The organism is Arthrobacter sp. AK01 (genome assembly GCF_021109375.1).
In the GTDB taxonomy this organism is placed as follows: Bacteria; Actinomycetota; Actinomycetes; order Actinomycetales; family Micrococcaceae; genus Arthrobacter.
This window is the reverse complement of record NZ_JAJOHP010000009.1, coordinates 14,017-31,850: the sequence shown is the minus strand read 5'-3', so window position 1 is coordinate 31,850 and position 17,834 is coordinate 14,017. Positions and strand designations below refer to the sequence as shown.

Below are 17,834 nucleotides of genomic sequence, written 5' to 3'. Positions count from 1 at the left end.
CCGTCCGGACCGGGTTCTGTCGGACCCGGGACGGTAGACTGTCGTGGTGACTTCCAGCAATGATTCGTTCGTCCACCTGCACACCCACACCGAGTACTCCATGCTGGATGGAGCGGCCCGCTTGGGCGAGCTGTTCGACGAAACCGAACGGCTGGGCATGCCGGCGCTGGCCACCACGGACCACGGCTACCTGTTCGGTGCGTTCGACTTCTGGCGCAAGGCCACGGACAAGGGCATCAAGCCGATCATCGGTGTCGAAGCCTATGTCACCCCGGGAACTGCCCGGGGCGACAAGGAACGCGTACGCTGGGGCGACGAAAGCCAGCGTAAAGATGACGTCTCCGGCGGTGGCTCCTATACCCACATGACGCTGCTGAGCTACAACAACGTAGGAATGCGCAACCTGTTCCGCGCGTCTTCCATCGCCTCCCTCGATTCTGTTTTTGGAAAGTGGCCGCGGCTGGACCGTGAGCTGCTGAACACATACTCCGAAGGCTTGATTGCCACCACGGGGTGTCCGTCCGGAGAGGTCCAGACAAAACTGAGGCTCGGGCAGTACCGCGAAGCCGTGGAGGCTGCTGCTGAGTTCCGCGATATTTTCGGCGCAGAGAATTACTTCTGTGAGCTGATGGATCACGGCCTCGACATTGAACGGCGTGTCACTGGCGACCTCCTGCGACTTGCCAAGGAGCTCAACCTCCCGTTGGTGGCCACCAACGACCTCCACTACACGCATGAACACGATGCCAAGGCCCACGAGGCATTGCTGGCAATCCAGTCGGGCTCCACCCTCCTGGAGCCGACGTACGACAATGGTGGTTCCCGTTTCGCTTTCTCGGGCAGCGGTTACTACCTCAAGTCGCCGCAGGAAATGCGGGAACTGTTCCGCGATCACCCGGACGCCTGCGACAACACGCTGCTCATTGCCGAGCGCTGCGAAGTCTCGTTCAATACCGGCGCCAACTACATGCCACGCTTCCCCTGCCCGCCCGGAGAAGACGAGACCTCCTGGCTCGTCAAGGAAGTAGACACCGGCCTCAAGTACCGCTACCCCCAAGGGATCCCGGACAAGGTCCGCAAGCAGGCGGACTATGAATTGGGCGTCATCACGTCCATGGGCTTCCCCGGCTACTTCCTGGTGGTCGCGGACTTCATCAACTGGGCCAAGAACAACGGAATCCGTGTTGGCCCCGGCCGTGGTTCCGGCGCAGGCTCCATGGTGGCCTACGCCATGCGTATTACCGACCTCGACCCCCTGCAGCACGGCCTGATCTTCGAACGCTTCCTCAACCCGGACCGCGTCTCCATGCCCGACTTCGACGTCGACTTCGATGATCGCCGCCGCTCCGAGGTCATCGACTACGTCACGAAGAAGTACGGTGACGAGCGCGTGGCGATGATTGTCACGTACGGCACCATTAAGACCAAACAGGCGCTCAAGGACTCATCGCGTGTGCTGGGCTATCCGTTCAGCATGGGCGAGACTCTGACCAAAGCCCTTCCTCCGGCCGTCATGGCCAAGGACATCCCGCTGGCGGACATCCAGAACCCGGAATCCAAGCGCTACAGCGAAGCGGGGGACTTCCGTCAGCTCATTGCCACCGACCCCGAGGCTGCCAAGGTCTTCGAGACAGCTCTGGGTATCGAAGGACTGAAGCGGCAGTGGGGTGTGCACGCAGCCGGTGTCATCATGTCCTCGGACCCCATCATCGATGTCATTCCCATCATGCGCCGTTTCCAGGACGGCCAGGTCATCACCCAGTTCGACTACCCGACGTCCGAAGGCCTCGGCCTCATCAAGATGGACTTCCTGGGTCTCCGAAACCTGACGATCATTTCGGACGCCCTGGAGAACATCCAGATGAACCGTGGCGTCGACCTGGACCTGGAAAACCTGGAACTCGACGACGCCGCGTCATACGAGCTCCTGGCCCGCGGCGACACCTTGGGCGTGTTCCAGCTGGACGGCGGACCCATGCGGTCCCTGCTCAAGCTCATGAAGCCCGACAACTTCGAAGACATTTCCGCAGTCCTGGCTCTTTACCGTCCCGGCCCCATGGGCGCCAACGCCCACACCGACTACGCCTTGCGTAAAAACGGGATCCAAGAGGTCATTCCCATCCACCCGGAGCTGGAAGAACCCCTCAAGGAAATCCTTGGCGGCACCTTCGGCCTGATCGTGTACCAAGAGCAGGTCATGGCCGTGGCACAGAAGCTGGCCGGCTACTCGCTCGGACAAGCAGACATCCTTCGCCGGGCCATGGGCAAGAAGAAGAAATCGGAGCTGGATAAACAGTTCGCCGGGTTCTCCCAGGGCATGCAGGACAACGGCTACTCCATGGCTGCCGTCAAAACACTGTGGGACATCCTGCTCCCGTTCTCCGACTACGCCTTCAACAAGGCCCACTCGGCCGCGTACGGCGTCATTTCCTACTGGACCGCATATTTGAAGGCGCACTATGCGCCGGAGTACATGGCTGCCTTGCTCACGTCAGTGGGTGATGACAAGGACAAATCCGCCATCTACCTCAATGAGTGCCGACGCATGGGCATCACGGTGCTCCCGCCGGATGTCAACGAATCGTCCTTGAACTTCACCCCTGTGGGAACGGACATCCGTTTCGGCATGGGCGCCATCCGCAATGTCGGCGTCAACGTCGTGGATGCCATGGTTTCCACCCGCAGCACTGAGGGAAGCTACACGTCGTTCAAGGACTTCCTCCTGAAGGTACCCGCGGTGGTGTGCAACAAGCGCACCATCGAATCGCTGATCAAGGCCGGGGCGTTCGACTCCCTGGGCCACCACCGGCGTGCATTGGCGATGATCCACGAAGAAGCCATCGATTCGGTGATCACCCTGAAGCGCAACGAGGCGATCGGCCAGTTCGATCTCTTTGCCGGCTTTGAGGACCAGGAGCCGGAAGCCTCGCTGACCACAGAAATCCCTGACCTTCCCGAATGGGAGAAAAAGGACAAGCTGTCCTTTGAACGGGACATGCTGGGCCTCTACGTTTCGGACCATCCGCTGCAAGGGCTGGAAGGCGTTCTCAGCCAACATGCTGAGCAATCCATTACCTCGATCATCGCTGAAGATGGACCGCACGACGGCGCAATTGTCACCATTGCGGGCATGATCACCTCGTTGAGCCGCAGGATCGCGAAGGCCAGCGGAAACGCCTATGCCCGCGCGGAGATCGAAGACCTTGGCGCCTCCATGGAGGTCATGTTCTTCGGCCAGGTCTATGGGCCCATCGCCTCGGTCCTGGCGGAGGACCTGATCGTGGTGGTCAAGGGCAGGCTGCAGCGCAGGGATGACGGGGCAGTGACACTGAACTGCATGGAGCTCTCGGTTCCGGACCTTAGCGAGAGCGTGAACGGACCGGTGGTCATCACGATTCCCACGTTCAAGGCAACGGAGGCGGTGGTGACGGACCTGCGTGATGTCCTCCGGACGCACCGCGGGAACTCGGAGGTCCGGCTGAAGCTGATGGGTGATACCAAAGTGGAGGTCATGGGCCTGCCCGTCCATATGCGGGTGAACCCCAGTCCCTCACTGTTTGGTGATCTGAAAGTCCTGTTGGGTCCGGCCTGCCTGGATAACTAGCCGGGTCGATGCCGCTCGGTTAGATTTCGTAGTCGAGCGGCGCCGGCTTGCTGTAACCACCGCTGTGGTAGAGCAGGGGAGTGCCGTCCTCGCCGACTTGGCCGTCGATGACCTCGACCACCACCACGGCGTTGTTTTCGAACGACAGGCGCATCTGGATCTTTCCCACGAGCCAGCCGCTGACATCCTTGAGGATCGGCACCTCGTGGGGGCCCGGCTCCCAGTGGTCGCCCTTAAACCGGTCGCGTGTCCGTGCGAACCGATTGGCGAGTGCTTGGTTCTCGAGCCCCAGCATGTGGACTCCGATGTACTCGGCGTTGGCCACGGCAGGCCATGAGCTGGAACTTCTGGCCATGTTGAACGTAAAGCGGGGCGGTTCGGCGGACAGCGAGGCCACGGAGGTCGCGGTGAAGCCGAAGGGCTGTCCATTGAGGTTTGCCGTAATGATGGCTACTCCGGCGGCATGCCGGCGGAACATTTCCCGGAAAGTCTGTTCAAAGCCGGCTGGTTCGCTTGCCACGTGGGTCTATCTCCTGGACTGGGGGTCTGCGTCTCACCTCAGGGTATTCCTCAAGGACTGTGGGGTCCTCATTTTGTTGAGCGTGCGTGAACCTTTGTTAATGTGAGTTGTATGACCGAGCCAACCGTGCACGTCCCAGCTGTTGCCGAACCGGCTCCGGCTCCCCGCCCACGCCGTTTCCGGGAGGCTCGCTGGCTTGTCCTTCCGGCGGCTTCCGGTGTCCTTCTCGGCGCGCTCTGGTGGCTGCTCGCGCCTGGCGGGCTGAACCTGGTCTCCGGCAATCCCGAGCTCGCCGATGCAGCCAATCCCGGATCCTGGCTCCCACGGGACCTGGTCCTCGCTGCGCTGATGCTGGTGGCAGGATGCTTCACCGGCGTCATGCTTGACGGAAAACTACAGGGACCCAGCGTGGGGCGGCGGCTGGCGTTCGCACTTGTTGGTGGCGCGGTGGGCGGGGTCATTGCCTGGCTGGTTGGCCTGCTGGCAGCGCAACTTTTTGGCCCGGCGCCGGACCCGGCTCTTGGCCCGGGGTTTGGTTTCACGCTCCGCTCGTACGCTGTCCTGGTTCTGTGGCCCGCTGCCACATCGTTCATCACGTTCGTCCTGGCCCTGTTCGGGGTTCTTTCGAAGAAGCCCGTAAAATAGTCGGGTGACCACTTCTTCGGATACCTCCGCCCGCGCCGCCGCTTCCCTCGACTTCCGCACCATCGATTTCCGGGGCCGCCATCTTTCCTTGGCGGAGCTGCGTGCTGCCGTGCCCAGGGCGCGCCATCAGACGATGGCCGATGCCGAGCAGAAGGTCCAGGACATCATTTCGGCCGTTCGGAGCCAGGGCTTTGCTGCACTGGCGGAGTTGGCAAAGAAGTTCGACGGCGTGGATCAGTCGCACCCGCGCGTTCCGGCCGAGGCACTCACCCAGGCTTTGGCCGGGTTGGATCCGATGGTTCGTGCCGCGTTGGAAGAGTCGATCAGCCGAGCCAGGCAATTTGCCGATCAGCAGCGCCCGGTCAACGTTGACGTCGCCTTGGCCGACGGCGCCGTTGTCAGCCAGAACTGGATTCCGGTGGGCCGCGTCGGTCTCTATGTTCCGGGTGGACTCGCCCCGTTGGCGTCCTCGGTCATCATGAACGTCGTACCCGCAGTCGCGGCCGGCGTCGAGTCCATTGCGCTGGCTTCTCCTCCGCAGAAGGACTTTGGCGGGCTGCCGCACCCCACCATCCTGGCTGCCGCAGAACTGCTGGGCATCGATGAGGTGTACGCCATCGGTGGCGCGCAGGCCATCGTCTCCTTTGCCTATGGCATTCCGGGTTCGGGAGGGGAGTTGCCGATCGAGCCCGTGGATGTGGTCACAGGACCTGGAAACATCTTCGTCGCCACGGCCAAACGGCTCGTCAAGGGCGTGGTGGGCATTGACTCGGAGGCCGGCACGACCGAGATCGCCATCCTTGCCGATGCCACCGCTCAAGCGCCGCTTGTGGCGGCCGACCTCATCAGCCAGGCAGAGCACGATCCCAAAGCAGCATCGGTCCTGGTGACGGACTCGGCCGACCTGGCTGACGCCGTCGTGCTTGAACTGGCATTGCAAGCGGCCGGAACCAAGCACAGCGCCCGCGTCCTGGAGGCGTTGTCCGGGCCGCAGTCGGGCGTGGTTCTGGTGGATGATCTTGAGCAGGGAATCGCAGTCTGTAATGCCTACGCTGCAGAACACCTCGAAATCATGACGGCGGATGCGGCTGTTGTTGCATCACGGATCCGCAACGCCGGCGCGATCTTTGTAGGTGACTACAGTCCTGTCAGCCTGGGTGACTACTGTGCCGGCTCCAACCACGTCCTGCCCACCAGCGGGACGGCGGCTTTCTCTTCCGGCCTGAATGTCACCACGTTTCTCCGTGCCGTGCAGGTCATCAACTACGACCGTGCTGCGCTGGAGCAGGTCAGTGGCCACATCGTGAGCTTGTCCGGTGCCGAGGACCTTCCAGGGCACGGAGATGCGGTACGGATCCGCTTCGCATAAGGGGGTCAACCACTACATATACGGGTGCCCACCACTACATGTAGTAATTACACGCTTGTCATTACGGTGTAGACGAACGTAAACTGGTGCCGGAAGTGAAAACTTCCGGCACCCTTTGCGTCTCCGGCAACCTGCCGGGCACGGATTGTGCCGGAACAGTCAGGGGAGGCCCAGCGTGTATTGTCCGTTCTGCCGGAATCCCGACTCCCGCGTCGTTGACAGCCGCATGGCCGATGACGGTTCTTCCATCCGCCGCCGTCGCCAGTGCCCCGAATGTGGCCGTCGTTTCACCACGATTGAGACCACCAGCTTGTCCGTCATCAAACGGTCCGGTGTCGGTGAACCCTTCAGCCGGATCAAGGTCATCAGTGGCGTCCGCAAAGCGTGCCAAGGGCGCCCGGTCACCGAGGACGACCTCGCAATGCTGGCCCAGGAAGTCGAAGAAAACATCCGTTCGTCCGGCGCGGCGGAAATTGATGCACACGAGGTAGGCCTGGCTATTCTTGGCCCACTGCGAAAACTGGACGAGGTGGCGTACCTCCGCTTCGCCAGCGTTTACCAGGCTTTCGAATCCCTGGAAGACTTCGAATCGGCTATCTCGTTGCTTCGCCACGAGCATGAAGAGCACGCGAAAACAGCCGCCAAAGAAGCCACGGGCTCTCAGAAGAGCCAACTCTAGCTCCGGTGGCGGTGCGGAGGGGAAGCCGCAACCGCCACCGGCACCGTACAGGGCCTTGACCCGGTCAGCGTCCTCCGGACACGGGAAGCACCGCGCCGGTGACGTACCCGGCATCGGTGGACATCAGCCACATGACGGCCGCTGCCACTTCCTCGGGCTCAGCCCCACGCCCCATGGGAATGGTGGGGTTCAGTCGTTCGACCCGGTCCGGCATTCCGGCCGCTGCATGCAGGCCGGTGTTGGTGCTGCCGGGGGCCACTGCGTTGACCCGTATGCCCTGCTTGGCCACTTCGGCCGCCAGGCCCACAGTCAACACATCCACGGCCCCTTTGGTTGCGGCGTAGTGGACCCACGTCCCGGGGGAGCCCGCCTTTGTGGCTGTGGAGGAAATGTTGACGATGGATCCGCCGCTCCCGCCGTTGTCCGCTGAGAGCCTGCGCACTGCTTCCTGGCACATGAAAATCATTCCGGCCACGTTGACGTCAACAACCCGCTGCACTGTCTCTGCAGGCACCTCGACCAGCGTGCCGATCAGGTTACCGGTGATGGCGGCGTTGTTGACCACAGTTGTCAGCGGTCCAAGAGCGAGAGCTTCGTCGAACAAACGCACGACGTCGGCGGGTCGGCTGACGTCCGCCTGGACAGCCAGAGCCATGCCGCCCCTATCGATGATTTCCTCGACAACGGTTTTGGCGCCCGCACTGTCCTCGGAGTAGTTGACCACCACTGCGTACCCAGCGCGTGCCGCAGCGTAGGCCACGGCAGCGCCGATACCGCGGCTGGCCCCGGTGACGATTGCTACTCCGATGTCCGGGGCCCCGCCGTGAGCCATCCGTGCCTACTTTGCGAGTTTGTGGTGCAGGGCGACCTCAAGCGCGGCGCCAACTATGCCGGCGTCGTTCTTCAATTTTGCGGTGACGATCTTGGTCCGCAGCTCAAGGTGCGGGAAGTACTCGTCGGACCGCTTGGAGATGCCGCCGCCAACAATGAAGAGTTCGGGTGAGAACAGGAACTCGACGTGCTGGAGGTATCGGTTGAGCAGGACGCCGTACTCGTCCCAGCTCAGGCCGTCGCGTTCGCGGGCCACGGCGGAGGCCTTGGTTTCGGCGTCGTGTCCGTCCACCTCAAGGTGGCCGAGCTCGGCGTTGGGGACCAACTGGCCGTTGAAGATGAAGGCCGAACCAATGCCGGTACCCAACGTGATCACCAGGACCGTTCCGTCCACGCCTTCGCCGGCGCCATAGCGGGCTTCCGCCAGGCCGGCGGCGTCGGCGTCGTTGATGACCTCCACAGGACGACCAAGGCGCTTGGTGAACGTCGAGTCGATGTCGGTGCCCAGCCAGGTCTTGTCCACGTTGGCTGCTGAGTTGACCACGCCGTGCTGGATGATTCCAGGGAAGGTCACACCCACCGGAGAATCTGCAGCCGGGGCATCCGGCCTGCTGGAGAGTTCTTCGACGATCTGGGCGACAACCTCGGCCACTGCCTCCGGCGTTGCGGGCTGGGGTGTGGGAACGCGGAAGCGATCCCCGATCAGCTTGCCCTTCTTCAGGTCGACGATGCCGCCCTTGATGCCGGTGCCACCGATGTCGATTCCGATCAACGGTGCGTTCTTGTGGGTCTTCTCATCCTTCTTGGACAATGCAATTCCGATCATGGCAGGAGGGGATGGGCATGGCGCAGCCGCCCGGGCTGCAAAGACCTTCCGGAGAGCTTAGGGAAGGGTCAGGATTTCCGCGCCGGTCTCTGTGACCAGCAGGGTGTGTTCGAATTGGGCCGTGCGTTTGTGGTCCCTGGTGACGACCGTCCAGTCGTCGGCCCACATGTCCCATTCGATGGTGCCGAGGGTCAGCATGGGTTCGATGGTGAAGACCATGCCTGCCTCGATCACGGTGTTGTACGCCGGGGCTGCGTCGTAATGCGGAATGATGAGGCCCGTATGGAAGGCCTCACCCACGCCGTGGCCCGTGAAGTCCCGCACCACGCCATAGCCGAAGCGTTTGGCGTAGGACTGGATGGCACGGCCGATTACGTTGATTTCGCGGCCCGGGGCCACGGCCTTGATGGCCCGGTTGAGCGACTCCTGCGTACGCTCAACCAGCAGACGCGATTCTTCATCCACGTCGCCAACCAGGAAAGTGTAGTTGGTATCCCCATGTACGCCGCCGATGAAAGCGGTGATGTCGATGTTAAGGATGTCGCCGTCCTGGACCACCGTGGAGTCGGGGATGCCGTGGCAAATGACCTCGTTCAGTGACGAGCACAGGGACTTGGGGAAGCCCCGGTAGCCCAGCGTGGACGGATAAGCGTTGTGGTCCAGCAGGAACTCGTGGCCGACCTTGTCCAGCTGGTCGGTGGTGACGCCGGGCTGGATGTGCTTGCCGACCTCGACGATCGCTTGTGCGGCGATTTTGCCTGCGACCCGGATCTTCTCGATGGTCTCGGCTGATTTCACTTCGGAGCCGGTGAACTTGGCGGGTGCCTTCTTGCCGACGTACTCGGGCCGGGCAATGGAGGCCGGGACGGGCCTTACGGGGCTGATGGTTCCCGGGATGAGGGCGCCGATGGGTGCAGTCGAAGCTAGAGAAGGCATAGATTGATCATATAAGGCACACAAGAGACGTAAGTAACAAAGTGTGGCCCGGTTCCTGTGACCCCGCCAACGTTACGCGTCCACGGCACGAATGATCGAGGAGGAGACGTGACGGAGTACTGGTACAACGTCAAGACGCACGAGATCGAAGAAGACGCCATGTCCGATTGGAGCCAGCTGATTGGCCCTTACAAAACCAGGGAAGAAGCCGAGCACGCGTTGGAAAAGGTCAAAGCGCGCAACGACGCCTGGGATGCCCAGGACGACGACTAGAAGGAATGCTCAGGTCCGGGGAACTGCCCGGACCTGACGTCCTCACCGTAGGCGGCGGCAGCATCGCTCAAGGTGGTGCGAAGGTCGGCATACTGCTTGACGAACTTGGCCATCTTGCCGCCCCGCAGTCCTGCCATGTCCTGCCATACAAGGACCTGTCCCGTAGTGCTGTTGCCGGCACCAATCCCTACCGTGGGGACCCGCAAGGCGGCATCGACGGCGGCAGCAGTTTCCGCTGGAACCATCTCCATGAGCACGCTGAAGGCGCCGGCATCCTGCAAGGCAACTGCGTCGTCGACGAGGCGTTGCGCATCGTCTCCGCGACCCTGGACCCGGTAGCCGCCGAGGGAGTGTTCGCTTTGCGGGGTGAAGCCGATGTGGGCCATGACCGGGATGCCGGCCTGGACCATGGCTTTGACAGTGTCCGCGTAGTAAGCGGTGCCCTCAATCTTGACAGCGTGCGCCAGCCCTTCCTTGAGGAACCGGACACCGGTGGCCACCGCCTGTCCGGGCGAAACCTCATAGCTGCCGAACGGAAGGTCGGCTACGACCAGGGCCCGCTTGGCTGCCCGGCTCACGGCCCGCGTCAGGGGCAGGAGCTCGTCCACAGTGACGGGAAGGCTCGTCTCGTTGCCGAAGACGTTGTTGGACGCGGAGTCGCCAACCAGGAGGACTTCGATTCCGGCTTGGTCAAAGATTTCGGCGGTGTACTGCTCATAGGCAGTCAGCATTGCGAAGCGCCCGCCGTTATCCTTGGCCTGCTGGAGGTGATGAATCCTGACCCGGCTGATCGGCTTCCTGCCGTCCGCCGGGGGCGTCGCGGCCGTGGCAGCAGGACCTGTTCCGTAGGGTGCGGGAACTTCGGCGGGCGTGGTGGACTCAGGAAGGTTGCTCGGGGCCATGGGTAGAGCCTAAGCGGTGCCGACGACGCCTGCCACCAGTGTGCCCGGCGTCACGGAATGTAAACGCTGTGTTACGCGCAAGTACTGCTGCGGCATTAGCACCGAACTCTTAGTAGAGTGAAGGCTGAGTTGTCGTGGCTTCATACCATTGGAACCAGCGGCATGGACACTGAATCGGAAAAGAGGCCCTATGGACCGCCAGCAAGAGTTCGTTCTGCGGACGATCGAAGAGCGTGACGTGCGCTTCGTACGCTTGTGGTTCACCGACGTCGTTGGTTCGCTCAAATCGGTGGCACTTGCTCCCGCCGAGGTTGAAGGCGCCTTTGAAGAGGGCCTGGGCTTCGATGGTTCGGCCATCGAGGGCCTTGCCCGCGTATTCGAGTCCGACATGCTCGCCCAGCCGGACCCGTCCACCTTCCAGATCCTGCCGTGGCGCGGCGAGACGGAACAGACGTCGAGGATGTTCTGCGACGTCCTGACTCCCGATGGTGAGCCCTCCGCGGCAGACCCCCGCAACGTTCTTAAGAGGACGCTGGCCAAGGCTGCGGACATGGGCTTCACCTGCTACACCCACCCGGAAATCGAGTTCTACCTGCTCAAGTCCAAGGACCTCGGCCCGGACGGCTCGCCTGTTCCCGTGGATGAAGGCGGCTACTTCGACCACGTTCCGGGCGGCGTGGCCCAGGACTTCCGCCGCACGGCCGTCACCATGCTTGAATCCGTAGGCATCTCCGTGGAGTTCAGCCACCACGAAGCCGGCCCTGGCCAGAACGAGATCGACCTCCGTTACGCGGATGCCCTGCAAACCGCGGACAACATCATGACGTTCCGCACGGTCATCAAGGAGGTCGCCCTTCAGCAGGGCACGTACGCCACCTTCATGCCGAAGCCGTTCACGGACCACCCCGGTTCCGGCATGCATACCCACTTCTCCCTGTTCGAGGGCGACACCAACGCGTTCTTCGAAGCCGGAGCCGAATTCCAGCTGTCCAAGACGGCACGCCAGTTCATCGCGGGAATCCTGAAGCACGCACCGGAATTCACGGCAGTCACCAACCAGTTCGTGAACTCCTACAAGCGGCTGTGGGGTGGCGGCGAAGCACCTAGCTACCTGAGCTGGGGCCACAACAACCGTTCTGCACTTGTCCGCGTCCCGCTCTACAAGCCCGGCAAGGGCCAGTCGGCACGCATCGAGTACCGCGGCATCGATTCCGCCACCAACCCGTACCTCGCGTACGCCGTCCTGTTGGGCGCCGGGTTGAAGGGCATCGAAGAGGGCTACGAACTTCCCGCTGCCGCCGAGGACGACATCTGGTCGCTGACTACCGCGGAGCGCAAGGCCATGGGGCACGCACCCTTGCCGGCCAGCCTTCACGACGCCATCCGTGCCATGGAGGAATCGGAGCTCGTAGCTGAAATCCTTGGTGAGCAGGTGTTCGAGCACTTCCTGCGCAACAAGCGGGCGGAATGGCAGGACTACCGCCTCCAGGTCACTCCGTATGAGTTGCAACGCAACCTCGGCATTCTCTAGGCCGGGCCAGTGAGCCTTGCACGTCGGCTCATCTCAGCCGGATTCAGTGACCTCGAAAAAGGCGAACGCTTCCTTGCTGCCCCCGAACTTGAGGGCATAGACGAGGACGCACTGTTTGCCGGTCTGTCCATGTCGGCCAGTCCGGATACCGCGCTCCAATCCTTGGTTCGGCTCATTGAGAAGAATCCAGGGCTGAAGACGCTGGCAGCGGCCGATCAGGACTCCTGCGAGCCCATGTACCGCCTGCTGGGGGCCTCCGAGGCGCTGGGGGAGTTCCTCATGCGTCGGCCGGAACATCTGGATGTCTTCGATGTCCGCGTCAGTCCGGAGCCTCTTCAGGCCTCCAACGAAGAACTCCGGGCCATGCTTCTCCGCTCCGTCAAAGCCGAGCCGGGCGCCCAGCGACCGGTTGCCGGAATCACCGGAATGCCGGCTTACGCGGCCTTGCGGACTGCCTACCGCCGGGGACTGACTGAGCTTGCCATCAAGGACCTTTGCGCTGCCTCGCCCCAGGATTTCATGCCGGCCGTCGGAGCCGAGCTGGCCGATCTCGCCGGAGCAGCCATCGAGGCTGCCCTTGCGGTATCCCGGGCCGAAGCGGCAGGTCAGTTTCCGGCGGAGGAAATCGCCGACGTCGGGCTCGCCGTCATCGGCATGGGCAAGTGCGGTGCCCGCGAACTGAACTACATTTCCGACGTCGATGTCATCTACGTCATTGAAGCGGGGGAGCTGGAGGACGCACGCGCATCAACCATCGGCACGGCGCTGGCATCAGGGATTTCGCGGGCCATTTCTTCCTCTGCACCGGAACCCGGTCTATGGGAGGTGGACGCAAATCTGCGTCCTGAAGGTAAGTCGGGGCCGTTGGTCCGCACGCTTCCTTCGCACTTGAGCTATTACGCACGCTGGGCCGAAAGCTGGGAATTCCAGGCGCTGCTGAAGGCCCGGACCATAGCTGGCGACCGGGAGCTGGGGCAGCGTTACGAGAAGGCAGTGGAGCCGCTCGTTTGGGCTTCGGCAGGACGTGAGGGCTTCGTTGAGTCCGTGCAGGCGATGCGCCGCAGGGTGACCGATTACATTCCTGCCGCCGAGGAGCAGCGCCAGATCAAGTTGGGCCGCGGCGGCCTCCGCGACGTCGAATTCACGGTGCAGTTGCTTCAGCTTGTCCATGGCAAATCCGACGAGTCCCTTCGGTGCAGGGACACTACCTCAGCCATTGCAGCACTTTCCGCGGGAGGGTACATCGGCCGAGCGGACGCTGCCGCCTTCGACAACGCCTACCGCTATCTGCGCCTGCTGGAACATCGGATCCAGCTGTTCCAGCTTCGGCGTACGCACCTCATGCCCTCGACCGAAGACGCGCAGCGATTCCTTGCCAAAGCCGTGCTGGGGCCCTTTTCGCTGGAACGGCCGCACCCGGACCAGCTCATGGGGACCTGGCAGAAGACCAAGAAAGCCGTGCGGGAACTGCACGAGCGGATCTTCTACAGGCCGCTGCTCAATACAGCGGCCAAGCTCAGCAGCGAGGATGCCAAACTCAGCCCGGAGGCAGCGCAGGGGCGCCTCGCTGCGCTTGGTTACCAGGATCCGCAAGGCGCGATGCGGCATATCGAGGCGCTGACAGCGGGCGTCAGCCGCCGTGCGGCGCTGCAGCGCCAACTGCTCCCCATTCTGCTGGGCTGGCTCGCCGAAGGCGTCGATCCCGACGCCGGATTGCTCGCCTTCCGCAGGGTCAGCGAGGCTCTTGGCACCACGCACTGGTACCTGGGGTTGCTTCGGGATTCCCAGGCCGCCGCGGAACGCCTGTGCCAGGTGCTGTCCAATTCGCGGCTCATTTCGGACCTGCTGGAGGTGTCTCCGGAGTCCGTGGCGTGGTTGGGCAGCGATAAAGAGCTGGTACCCATCCGCTTTGAGGCCCAGTGGCAGGAAATCCAGTCCAAGCTGTCCCGCCATCCGGATCCTGAAAGTGCCATGAGGCTTATCCGGCTGATCCGGCGACGCGAGATCCTGCGGACCGCGATTGCGGACAGTTCAGGTTTGCTCGACCAGGATGCCGTGGGACTTGCCCTGGCCGAGACCGACCGGGCAGCAGTCCTGGGAGCATTACATGTGGCGGAAGCCGTCATTGCCTCCGATGGTCCGCTGAAGACGGACGTCCTGGTGGTTGCCATGGGCCGGCAGGGCGGACGCGAGATAGGCTACGGCTCGGACGCGGACGTCATCTACGTGCACCGCTCGCGGCCCGGATTCACCGACGCCGAGGCCCAGGAACAGGCGACGGCGATCGTTTCGAAAGTCTCCAGCTTCCTGACCCAGCCCCTCAAGCCCGCGATCATGGCCGAACGGGTCCTTATGGTCGACGCTGACCTACGACCCGAGGGCAAGAACGGCGCCATGGTCCGGTCCTTGGAGTCATACGCGGAGTACTACCGCAGGTGGTCCCTGATCTGGGAGGCCCAGGCACTTCTGCGGGCCCGCCCCATGGCCGGTTCGGATGAGTTGGCCGCCGATTTCGTGAAGCTCATTGATCCCATCCGATACCCGAAAGAGTTGGCAGAGCAGGATGTACGGGAGGTCCGTCGCATCAAGGCCCGGGTGGAGTCCGAACGATTGCCGCGCGGGGCCGACCCTGCCCGGCATGTCAAGCTTGGGCGCGGTGGACTGAGCGATGTTGAATGGCTGGTCCAGTTGATTCAACTGCAACACGCAGGGAAGCATCCGGAGCTTCGGACCAGTTCAACTCTTGAGGCGTTGGCCGCCGCGGTGGAGCTGAACTTCATCGACGAAGACGACGCCGCGCTCCTGCGGGAGGCGTGGCGGCTCGCCAGCCGTATCCGTTCCGCGAACGTGATCGTGACGGGGCGGGCATCCGACCTTCTCCCGTCGTCACGTAAGGACCTTGAGGCCGCGGCACGGTGGTGCGGTTACGCTCCGGGACATGCGGGCCAGTTCGAAGAGGACTACTTGCGGCTAAGTCGACGCGCCAGGGGAGTCTTCGAGAAGATCTTCTACGGAAACTAGGCGTCGGACATGGCGATGGCGGCCTTTTCCCGGGCATGCTGCAACATGGCGACCACGGGCACCCCTGGTACCAGCGAGCCGTCAACGACGTAGCCTTCCTCGCGGCCCGTTAGCACTTCCACCATGCGTTGCCGCCACTTCTGGAGTTCGCCCTTGTACCTTGCGTCGTCGGCAAGGTTATTGCACTCCTTCGGATCGGCGTCGAGGTTGAAGAGTTCTTCGGTCCCCTTGCCGGACCCCCAGATGTATTTGTGGTGGCCGTCGGTCAACCAATGCAGGTTCTGTCCCCAGTACACATGTTCGCCGTGCAGGACCTCCCGGACGGCTTCGGTGCTCTGCCCCCGCACCAGCGGTGCAAGGGTCTTTCCATCCACGGAGTCAGGGATGGGCAGCCCGGCGAGGTCCAGCAGCGTGGGCATGATGTCCCGGAGTTCCACTACGTGGTCCACGACGCTTCCATGGGCCGAGTCCTTGGCTGCGGGTGCATTGGCGATGATGAATGGTACGCGGGCAGATCCCTCGTAAGGCACGGCCTTGCGGAACATGTGGTGGTCGCCCATCATTTCGCCGTGGTCGCTGGTAAAGGCGATGACAGTGTTGTCGGCAAGCCCGAAGTCGGCCAACGACTCTTTGATCCGGTTGATCTGCAGGTCGATCTGTGCCATCAGGCCGTAGTATCCGGCCCTGGCCCGGTGGACCACATGATCCGGCATCCTCCCGTAGCTGGCCTGGTAATCACCGTCCTGCCGGTGGTCGTCCCAATGATGTTCCCAGTTGCCTTCCACAGCTTCATAGGCGGGAATGTTGAGGTACTGTTCAAAAGCCCACGACGGCGGATCGTACGGCGGGTGGGGGCGGTGGAAGGAAAGGTAGAGGAAGAATGGCTTCACGGGGTCGCGCCGGTGCATCCATTCGATGGCCTGGGTGCCTATCCAGTGTGTCGGATGAAGGTTTTCTGCTTTGTCCCACGGGCGCGCCACAATCGAATTGCAGTTGACGCCGTGGTCGAAGTATTCCGCGTCCGGACCCATGCCCGGTTGCCTCCGAAGCCACGGGACATAGTCGTCGAACATGGCAAAATGCTGCTGGTGTTCCCGACGGGCGTGGTGCAGGTAGCCATCGTGCAGGATGACATCGTCGAAGCCGAGACGGGAGCGCTCCGGCCACACATGCATCTTTCCGATGGCCTGGGTGTGGTAGCCGCCTTTTCTGAATTGGTCCTGTACTGTCACCGGGTGGACTGCGTGAAACGGCACGCCGTCGTTGTAACCGACCCGCCCGTGCCGTTCCTGCGATTGACCGGTGAACAAGGCAGCACGGGCAGGAACACAGGACGGCGTAGCAGAATAGCCCTTGGAAAACCGGACACCGTTCCGGGCCAATTCGTCCAGGTGGGGCGTCTCCAGATGGGGATGGCCGTCCGAGGAAAGGCAGTCACCCCTCCATTCATCGACACAGATCAGGATGACGTTCGGCTGGCTCATCGTCAGGGGTTCCTTCGACGTAGGGAACTATTGTGACAACCCTAGTAGGAAGACGCCCTCTAATGCTTGAATATGACTCGGGTGAAGAGATTTCAATCATCATTGATCAAACTGATGTGGGTGATGTGTGGCTCATCCCGCTCAAACTCCTGGACGACGACTCGCGGGCCATTCACCTTGGGGAGGTGGCCATGCTGTCCGTCGGGGAGGGGCAGCGTGAGTTCGTCGGCGACCCGCTCCGCATGATGCTGATCGGCCTGGAGGAAGAATCCCGGTTTCCGTATGTCATCGAGTCCGGCGGGGAGGCCGTAGGCGTGCTGACCCTCCAGACCGGCGCTGCGCGACTGGCGGGGTGGCCCGACGACGAGTCCGCGTGGCTCCTGAGGGGGCTTCTCATCGACACCGGAAACCAGGGTCGGGGCCTCGGTTCCAGGGCGGCGCGTGCGGCAGTGGAGGAAGCGCGCAAGCTGACTGGCCGGCTGGGTGGCGGCCAGGCCGGCGTCGTGCTCTCCGTCAACGAACATAATCCGGCGGGCCAGGCCGCCTATCGCAACGCCGGATTCCTGGATGCGGGCCGGTATCAGGGTGGGAGTTCCGGTCCGCAGCGAATCATGCACAAGGCTTTCGCCTAACGATGACCTTGTCAATGGCGGCGGGAGGCTTCCTTGGTGCGGGCGGCGCGCCAGTCAGGCCTGTCCTGGGAGGCCATAGCCCTTTGCCTCGGCGCCAGCAAGCAGGCCGTGCACAAGAAGTATGGAAAGCAGTAGAGGGGTCTGTTCCGGGGTGGGCAGTGTCGATTACGATTCTCCCGTGACAATCATGGTGGATTCGGAGGGTGCCGCTTTCTCCAACGTGTGCTGTTTCCGTTGTGAGCAGGCAGGTCCCCATTGGTCCTCGCGGCATGGCCGCACCGGCACTTTTGCTTGCCGCCGGTGCTTTGCCACCTTCTCCGACCACGAACCTGCTGTAGGACCTGGGGGAGTCGAAGGCCACGGTTCGGCCTTTGTCGAGGGGCTGCGCTTCCTCGAATCCAAGTAGTCGCCGCGTCCGGCAGCCGAAAAAACGAGTACACGCTACTCGTGCCCCCTCCAGTGCTGCGAGGGCAGCATGGTCGGTATGACAACGTATGTGATTGAACCAGCGGCCCTGCTCCATCGCTGCCAGTGCTGCGGTGAGGAAACAGACCGGGTGTTCTGTGCTGACTGCGCAGCGC

15 protein-coding genes and 1 pseudogene are annotated in these 17,834 nt (G+C 62.7%); 10 read left to right on the top strand and 6 right to left on the bottom strand.

Annotated features, from left to right (window positions below; all coding sequences use genetic code 11):
- Positions 1–46 precede the first annotated feature (46 nt).
- Positions 47–3,604: a DNA polymerase III subunit alpha gene (gene dnaE, locus LN996_RS04775; protein ID WP_231339036.1), complete on the top strand. Its 3,558-nt coding sequence runs from the start codon at positions 47–49 to the stop codon at positions 3,602–3,604.
- A gap of 19 nt (positions 3,605–3,623) precedes the next feature.
- On the opposite strand, the gene LN996_RS04770 is transcribed toward dnaE, so the two are convergent.
- Positions 3,624–4,124, bottom strand: a complete 501-nt coding sequence (locus tag LN996_RS04770) for a flavin reductase family protein (protein WP_308102697.1) — start codon at positions 4,122–4,124, stop codon at positions 3,624–3,626.
- Positions 4,125–4,235: 111 nt separating this feature from the next.
- Here LN996_RS04770 and LN996_RS04765 point away from each other — a divergent pair, with 111 nt between their 5' ends.
- The 3 genes from LN996_RS04765 (at position 4,236) to nrdR (ending at position 6,817) form a co-directional block, all read left to right on the top strand.
- A complete protein-coding gene (locus tag LN996_RS04765) occupies positions 4,236–4,769 on the top strand; it encodes a hypothetical protein (RefSeq protein WP_231339035.1) in 534 nt (177 codons plus the stop codon).
- A gap of 4 nt (positions 4,770–4,773) precedes the next feature.
- On the top strand, positions 4,774–6,138 hold the full coding sequence (hisD, locus tag LN996_RS04760) for a histidinol dehydrogenase (protein WP_231339034.1): 1,365 nt from the start codon (positions 4,774–4,776) through the stop codon (positions 6,136–6,138).
- A gap of 175 nt (positions 6,139–6,313) precedes the next feature.
- Positions 6,314–6,817, top strand: coding sequence for a transcriptional regulator NrdR (gene nrdR / locus LN996_RS04755; protein ID WP_231339026.1), 504 nt, complete (start codon positions 6,314–6,316; stop codon positions 6,815–6,817).
- A 64-nt stretch (positions 6,818–6,881) separates the two neighbouring features.
- Here the strand turns inward: nrdR and LN996_RS04750 are convergent, their stop codons facing one another.
- The 3 genes from LN996_RS04750 to map form a co-directional block, all read right to left on the bottom strand.
- The gene (locus LN996_RS04750) at positions 6,882–7,649 is read right to left on the bottom strand and encodes an SDR family oxidoreductase (RefSeq protein WP_231339024.1); all 768 of its coding nucleotides are present in this window, start codon (positions 7,647–7,649) and stop codon (positions 6,882–6,884) included.
- A gap of 6 nt (positions 7,650–7,655) precedes the next feature.
- The gene (gene ppgK, locus LN996_RS04745) at positions 7,656–8,459 is read right to left on the bottom strand and encodes a polyphosphate--glucose phosphotransferase (RefSeq protein ID WP_269215586.1); all 804 of its coding nucleotides are present in this window, start codon (positions 8,457–8,459) and stop codon (positions 7,656–7,658) included.
- Between the two features lie 72 nt (positions 8,460–8,531).
- Entirely contained in the window at positions 8,532–9,410 is an 879-nt protein-coding gene (gene map, locus LN996_RS04740; protein ID WP_231339022.1) for a type I methionyl aminopeptidase, read from the bottom strand.
- A 108-nt stretch (positions 9,411–9,518) separates the two neighbouring features.
- On the opposite strand from map, the gene LN996_RS04735 reads away from it, so the two are divergent.
- Positions 9,519–9,683 carry an SPOR domain-containing protein gene (locus tag LN996_RS04735; RefSeq protein ID WP_142939513.1) on the top strand — a complete coding sequence of 55 codons (165 nt, stop codon included), beginning with the start codon at positions 9,519–9,521 and terminating at the stop codon, positions 9,681–9,683.
- On the opposite strand, the gene panB is transcribed toward LN996_RS04735, so the two are convergent.
- On the bottom strand, positions 9,680–10,585 hold the full coding sequence (gene panB / locus LN996_RS04730) for a 3-methyl-2-oxobutanoate hydroxymethyltransferase (RefSeq protein ID WP_231339021.1): 906 nt from the start codon (positions 10,583–10,585) through the stop codon (positions 9,680–9,682). The two genes, LN996_RS04735 and panB, sit on opposite strands and share 4 nt — an antisense overlap.
- A gap of 190 nt (positions 10,586–10,775) precedes the next feature.
- Between panB and glnA the strand changes: the two genes are divergently transcribed.
- Together glnA and LN996_RS04720 are read left to right on the top strand one after the other, a co-directional pair.
- Entirely contained in the window at positions 10,776–12,116 is a 1,341-nt protein-coding gene (gene glnA / locus LN996_RS04725) for a type I glutamate--ammonia ligase (RefSeq protein ID WP_231339020.1), read from the top strand.
- Between the two features lie 9 nt (positions 12,117–12,125).
- Positions 12,126–15,137, top strand: a complete 3,012-nt coding sequence (locus LN996_RS04720; RefSeq protein ID WP_231339018.1) for a bifunctional [glutamine synthetase] adenylyltransferase/[glutamine synthetase]-adenylyl-L-tyrosine phosphorylase — start codon at positions 12,126–12,128, stop codon at positions 15,135–15,137.
- Here the strand turns inward: LN996_RS04720 and LN996_RS04715 are convergent.
- Positions 15,134–16,621 (bottom strand): arylsulfatase, encoded by a 1,488-nt coding sequence (locus LN996_RS04715; RefSeq protein WP_231339017.1) that lies wholly within the window; start codon positions 16,619–16,621, stop codon positions 15,134–15,136. The genes LN996_RS04720 and LN996_RS04715 overlap by 4 nt on opposite strands.
- Before the next feature lie 62 nt (positions 16,622–16,683).
- On the opposite strand from LN996_RS04715, the gene LN996_RS04710 reads away from it, so the two are divergent.
- The 3 genes and pseudogenes from LN996_RS04710 (at position 16,684) to LN996_RS04700 (ending at position 17,659) form a co-directional block, all read left to right on the top strand.
- Positions 16,684–17,253, top strand: coding sequence for a GNAT family N-acetyltransferase (locus LN996_RS04710; RefSeq protein WP_231339016.1), 570 nt, complete (start codon positions 16,684–16,686; stop codon positions 17,251–17,253).
- An 18-nt stretch (positions 17,254–17,271) separates the two neighbouring features.
- Positions 17,272–17,388: pseudogene (locus LN996_RS04705) on the top strand (AsnC family protein); the annotation flags it as partial.
- 43 nt (positions 17,389–17,431) lie between these two features.
- Positions 17,432–17,659 carry a hypothetical protein gene (locus LN996_RS04700; RefSeq protein ID WP_231339015.1) on the top strand — a complete coding sequence of 76 codons (228 nt, stop codon included), beginning with the start codon at positions 17,432–17,434 and terminating at the stop codon, positions 17,657–17,659.
- Positions 17,660–17,834: the final 175 nt, after the last annotated feature.

Excerpts from the sequence above, each read along its gene's own strand:
- glnA (WP_231339020.1), top strand. The coding sequence starts at position 10,776 with ATGGACCGCCAGCAAGAGTTCGTTCTGCGGACGATCGAAGAGCGTGAC.
- LN996_RS04765 (WP_231339035.1), top strand. The coding sequence starts at position 4,236 with ATGACCGAGCCAACCGTGCACGTCCCAGCTGTTGCCGAACCGGCTCCG.
- LN996_RS04715 (WP_231339017.1), bottom strand. The coding sequence starts at position 16,621 with ATGAGCCAGCCGAACGTCATCCTGATCTGTGTCGATGAATGGAGGGGT.
- panB (WP_231339021.1), bottom strand. The coding sequence starts at position 10,585 with ATGGCCCCGAGCAACCTTCCTGAGTCCACCACGCCCGCCGAAGTTCCC.
- map (WP_231339022.1), bottom strand. The coding sequence starts at position 9,410 with ATGCCTTCTCTAGCTTCGACTGCACCCATCGGCGCCCTCATCCCGGGA.
- LN996_RS04750 (WP_231339024.1), bottom strand. The coding sequence starts at position 7,649 with ATGGCTCACGGCGGGGCCCCGGACATCGGAGTAGCAATCGTCACCGGG.
- LN996_RS04710 (WP_231339016.1), top strand. The coding sequence starts at position 16,684 with ATGCTTGAATATGACTCGGGTGAAGAGATTTCAATCATCATTGATCAA.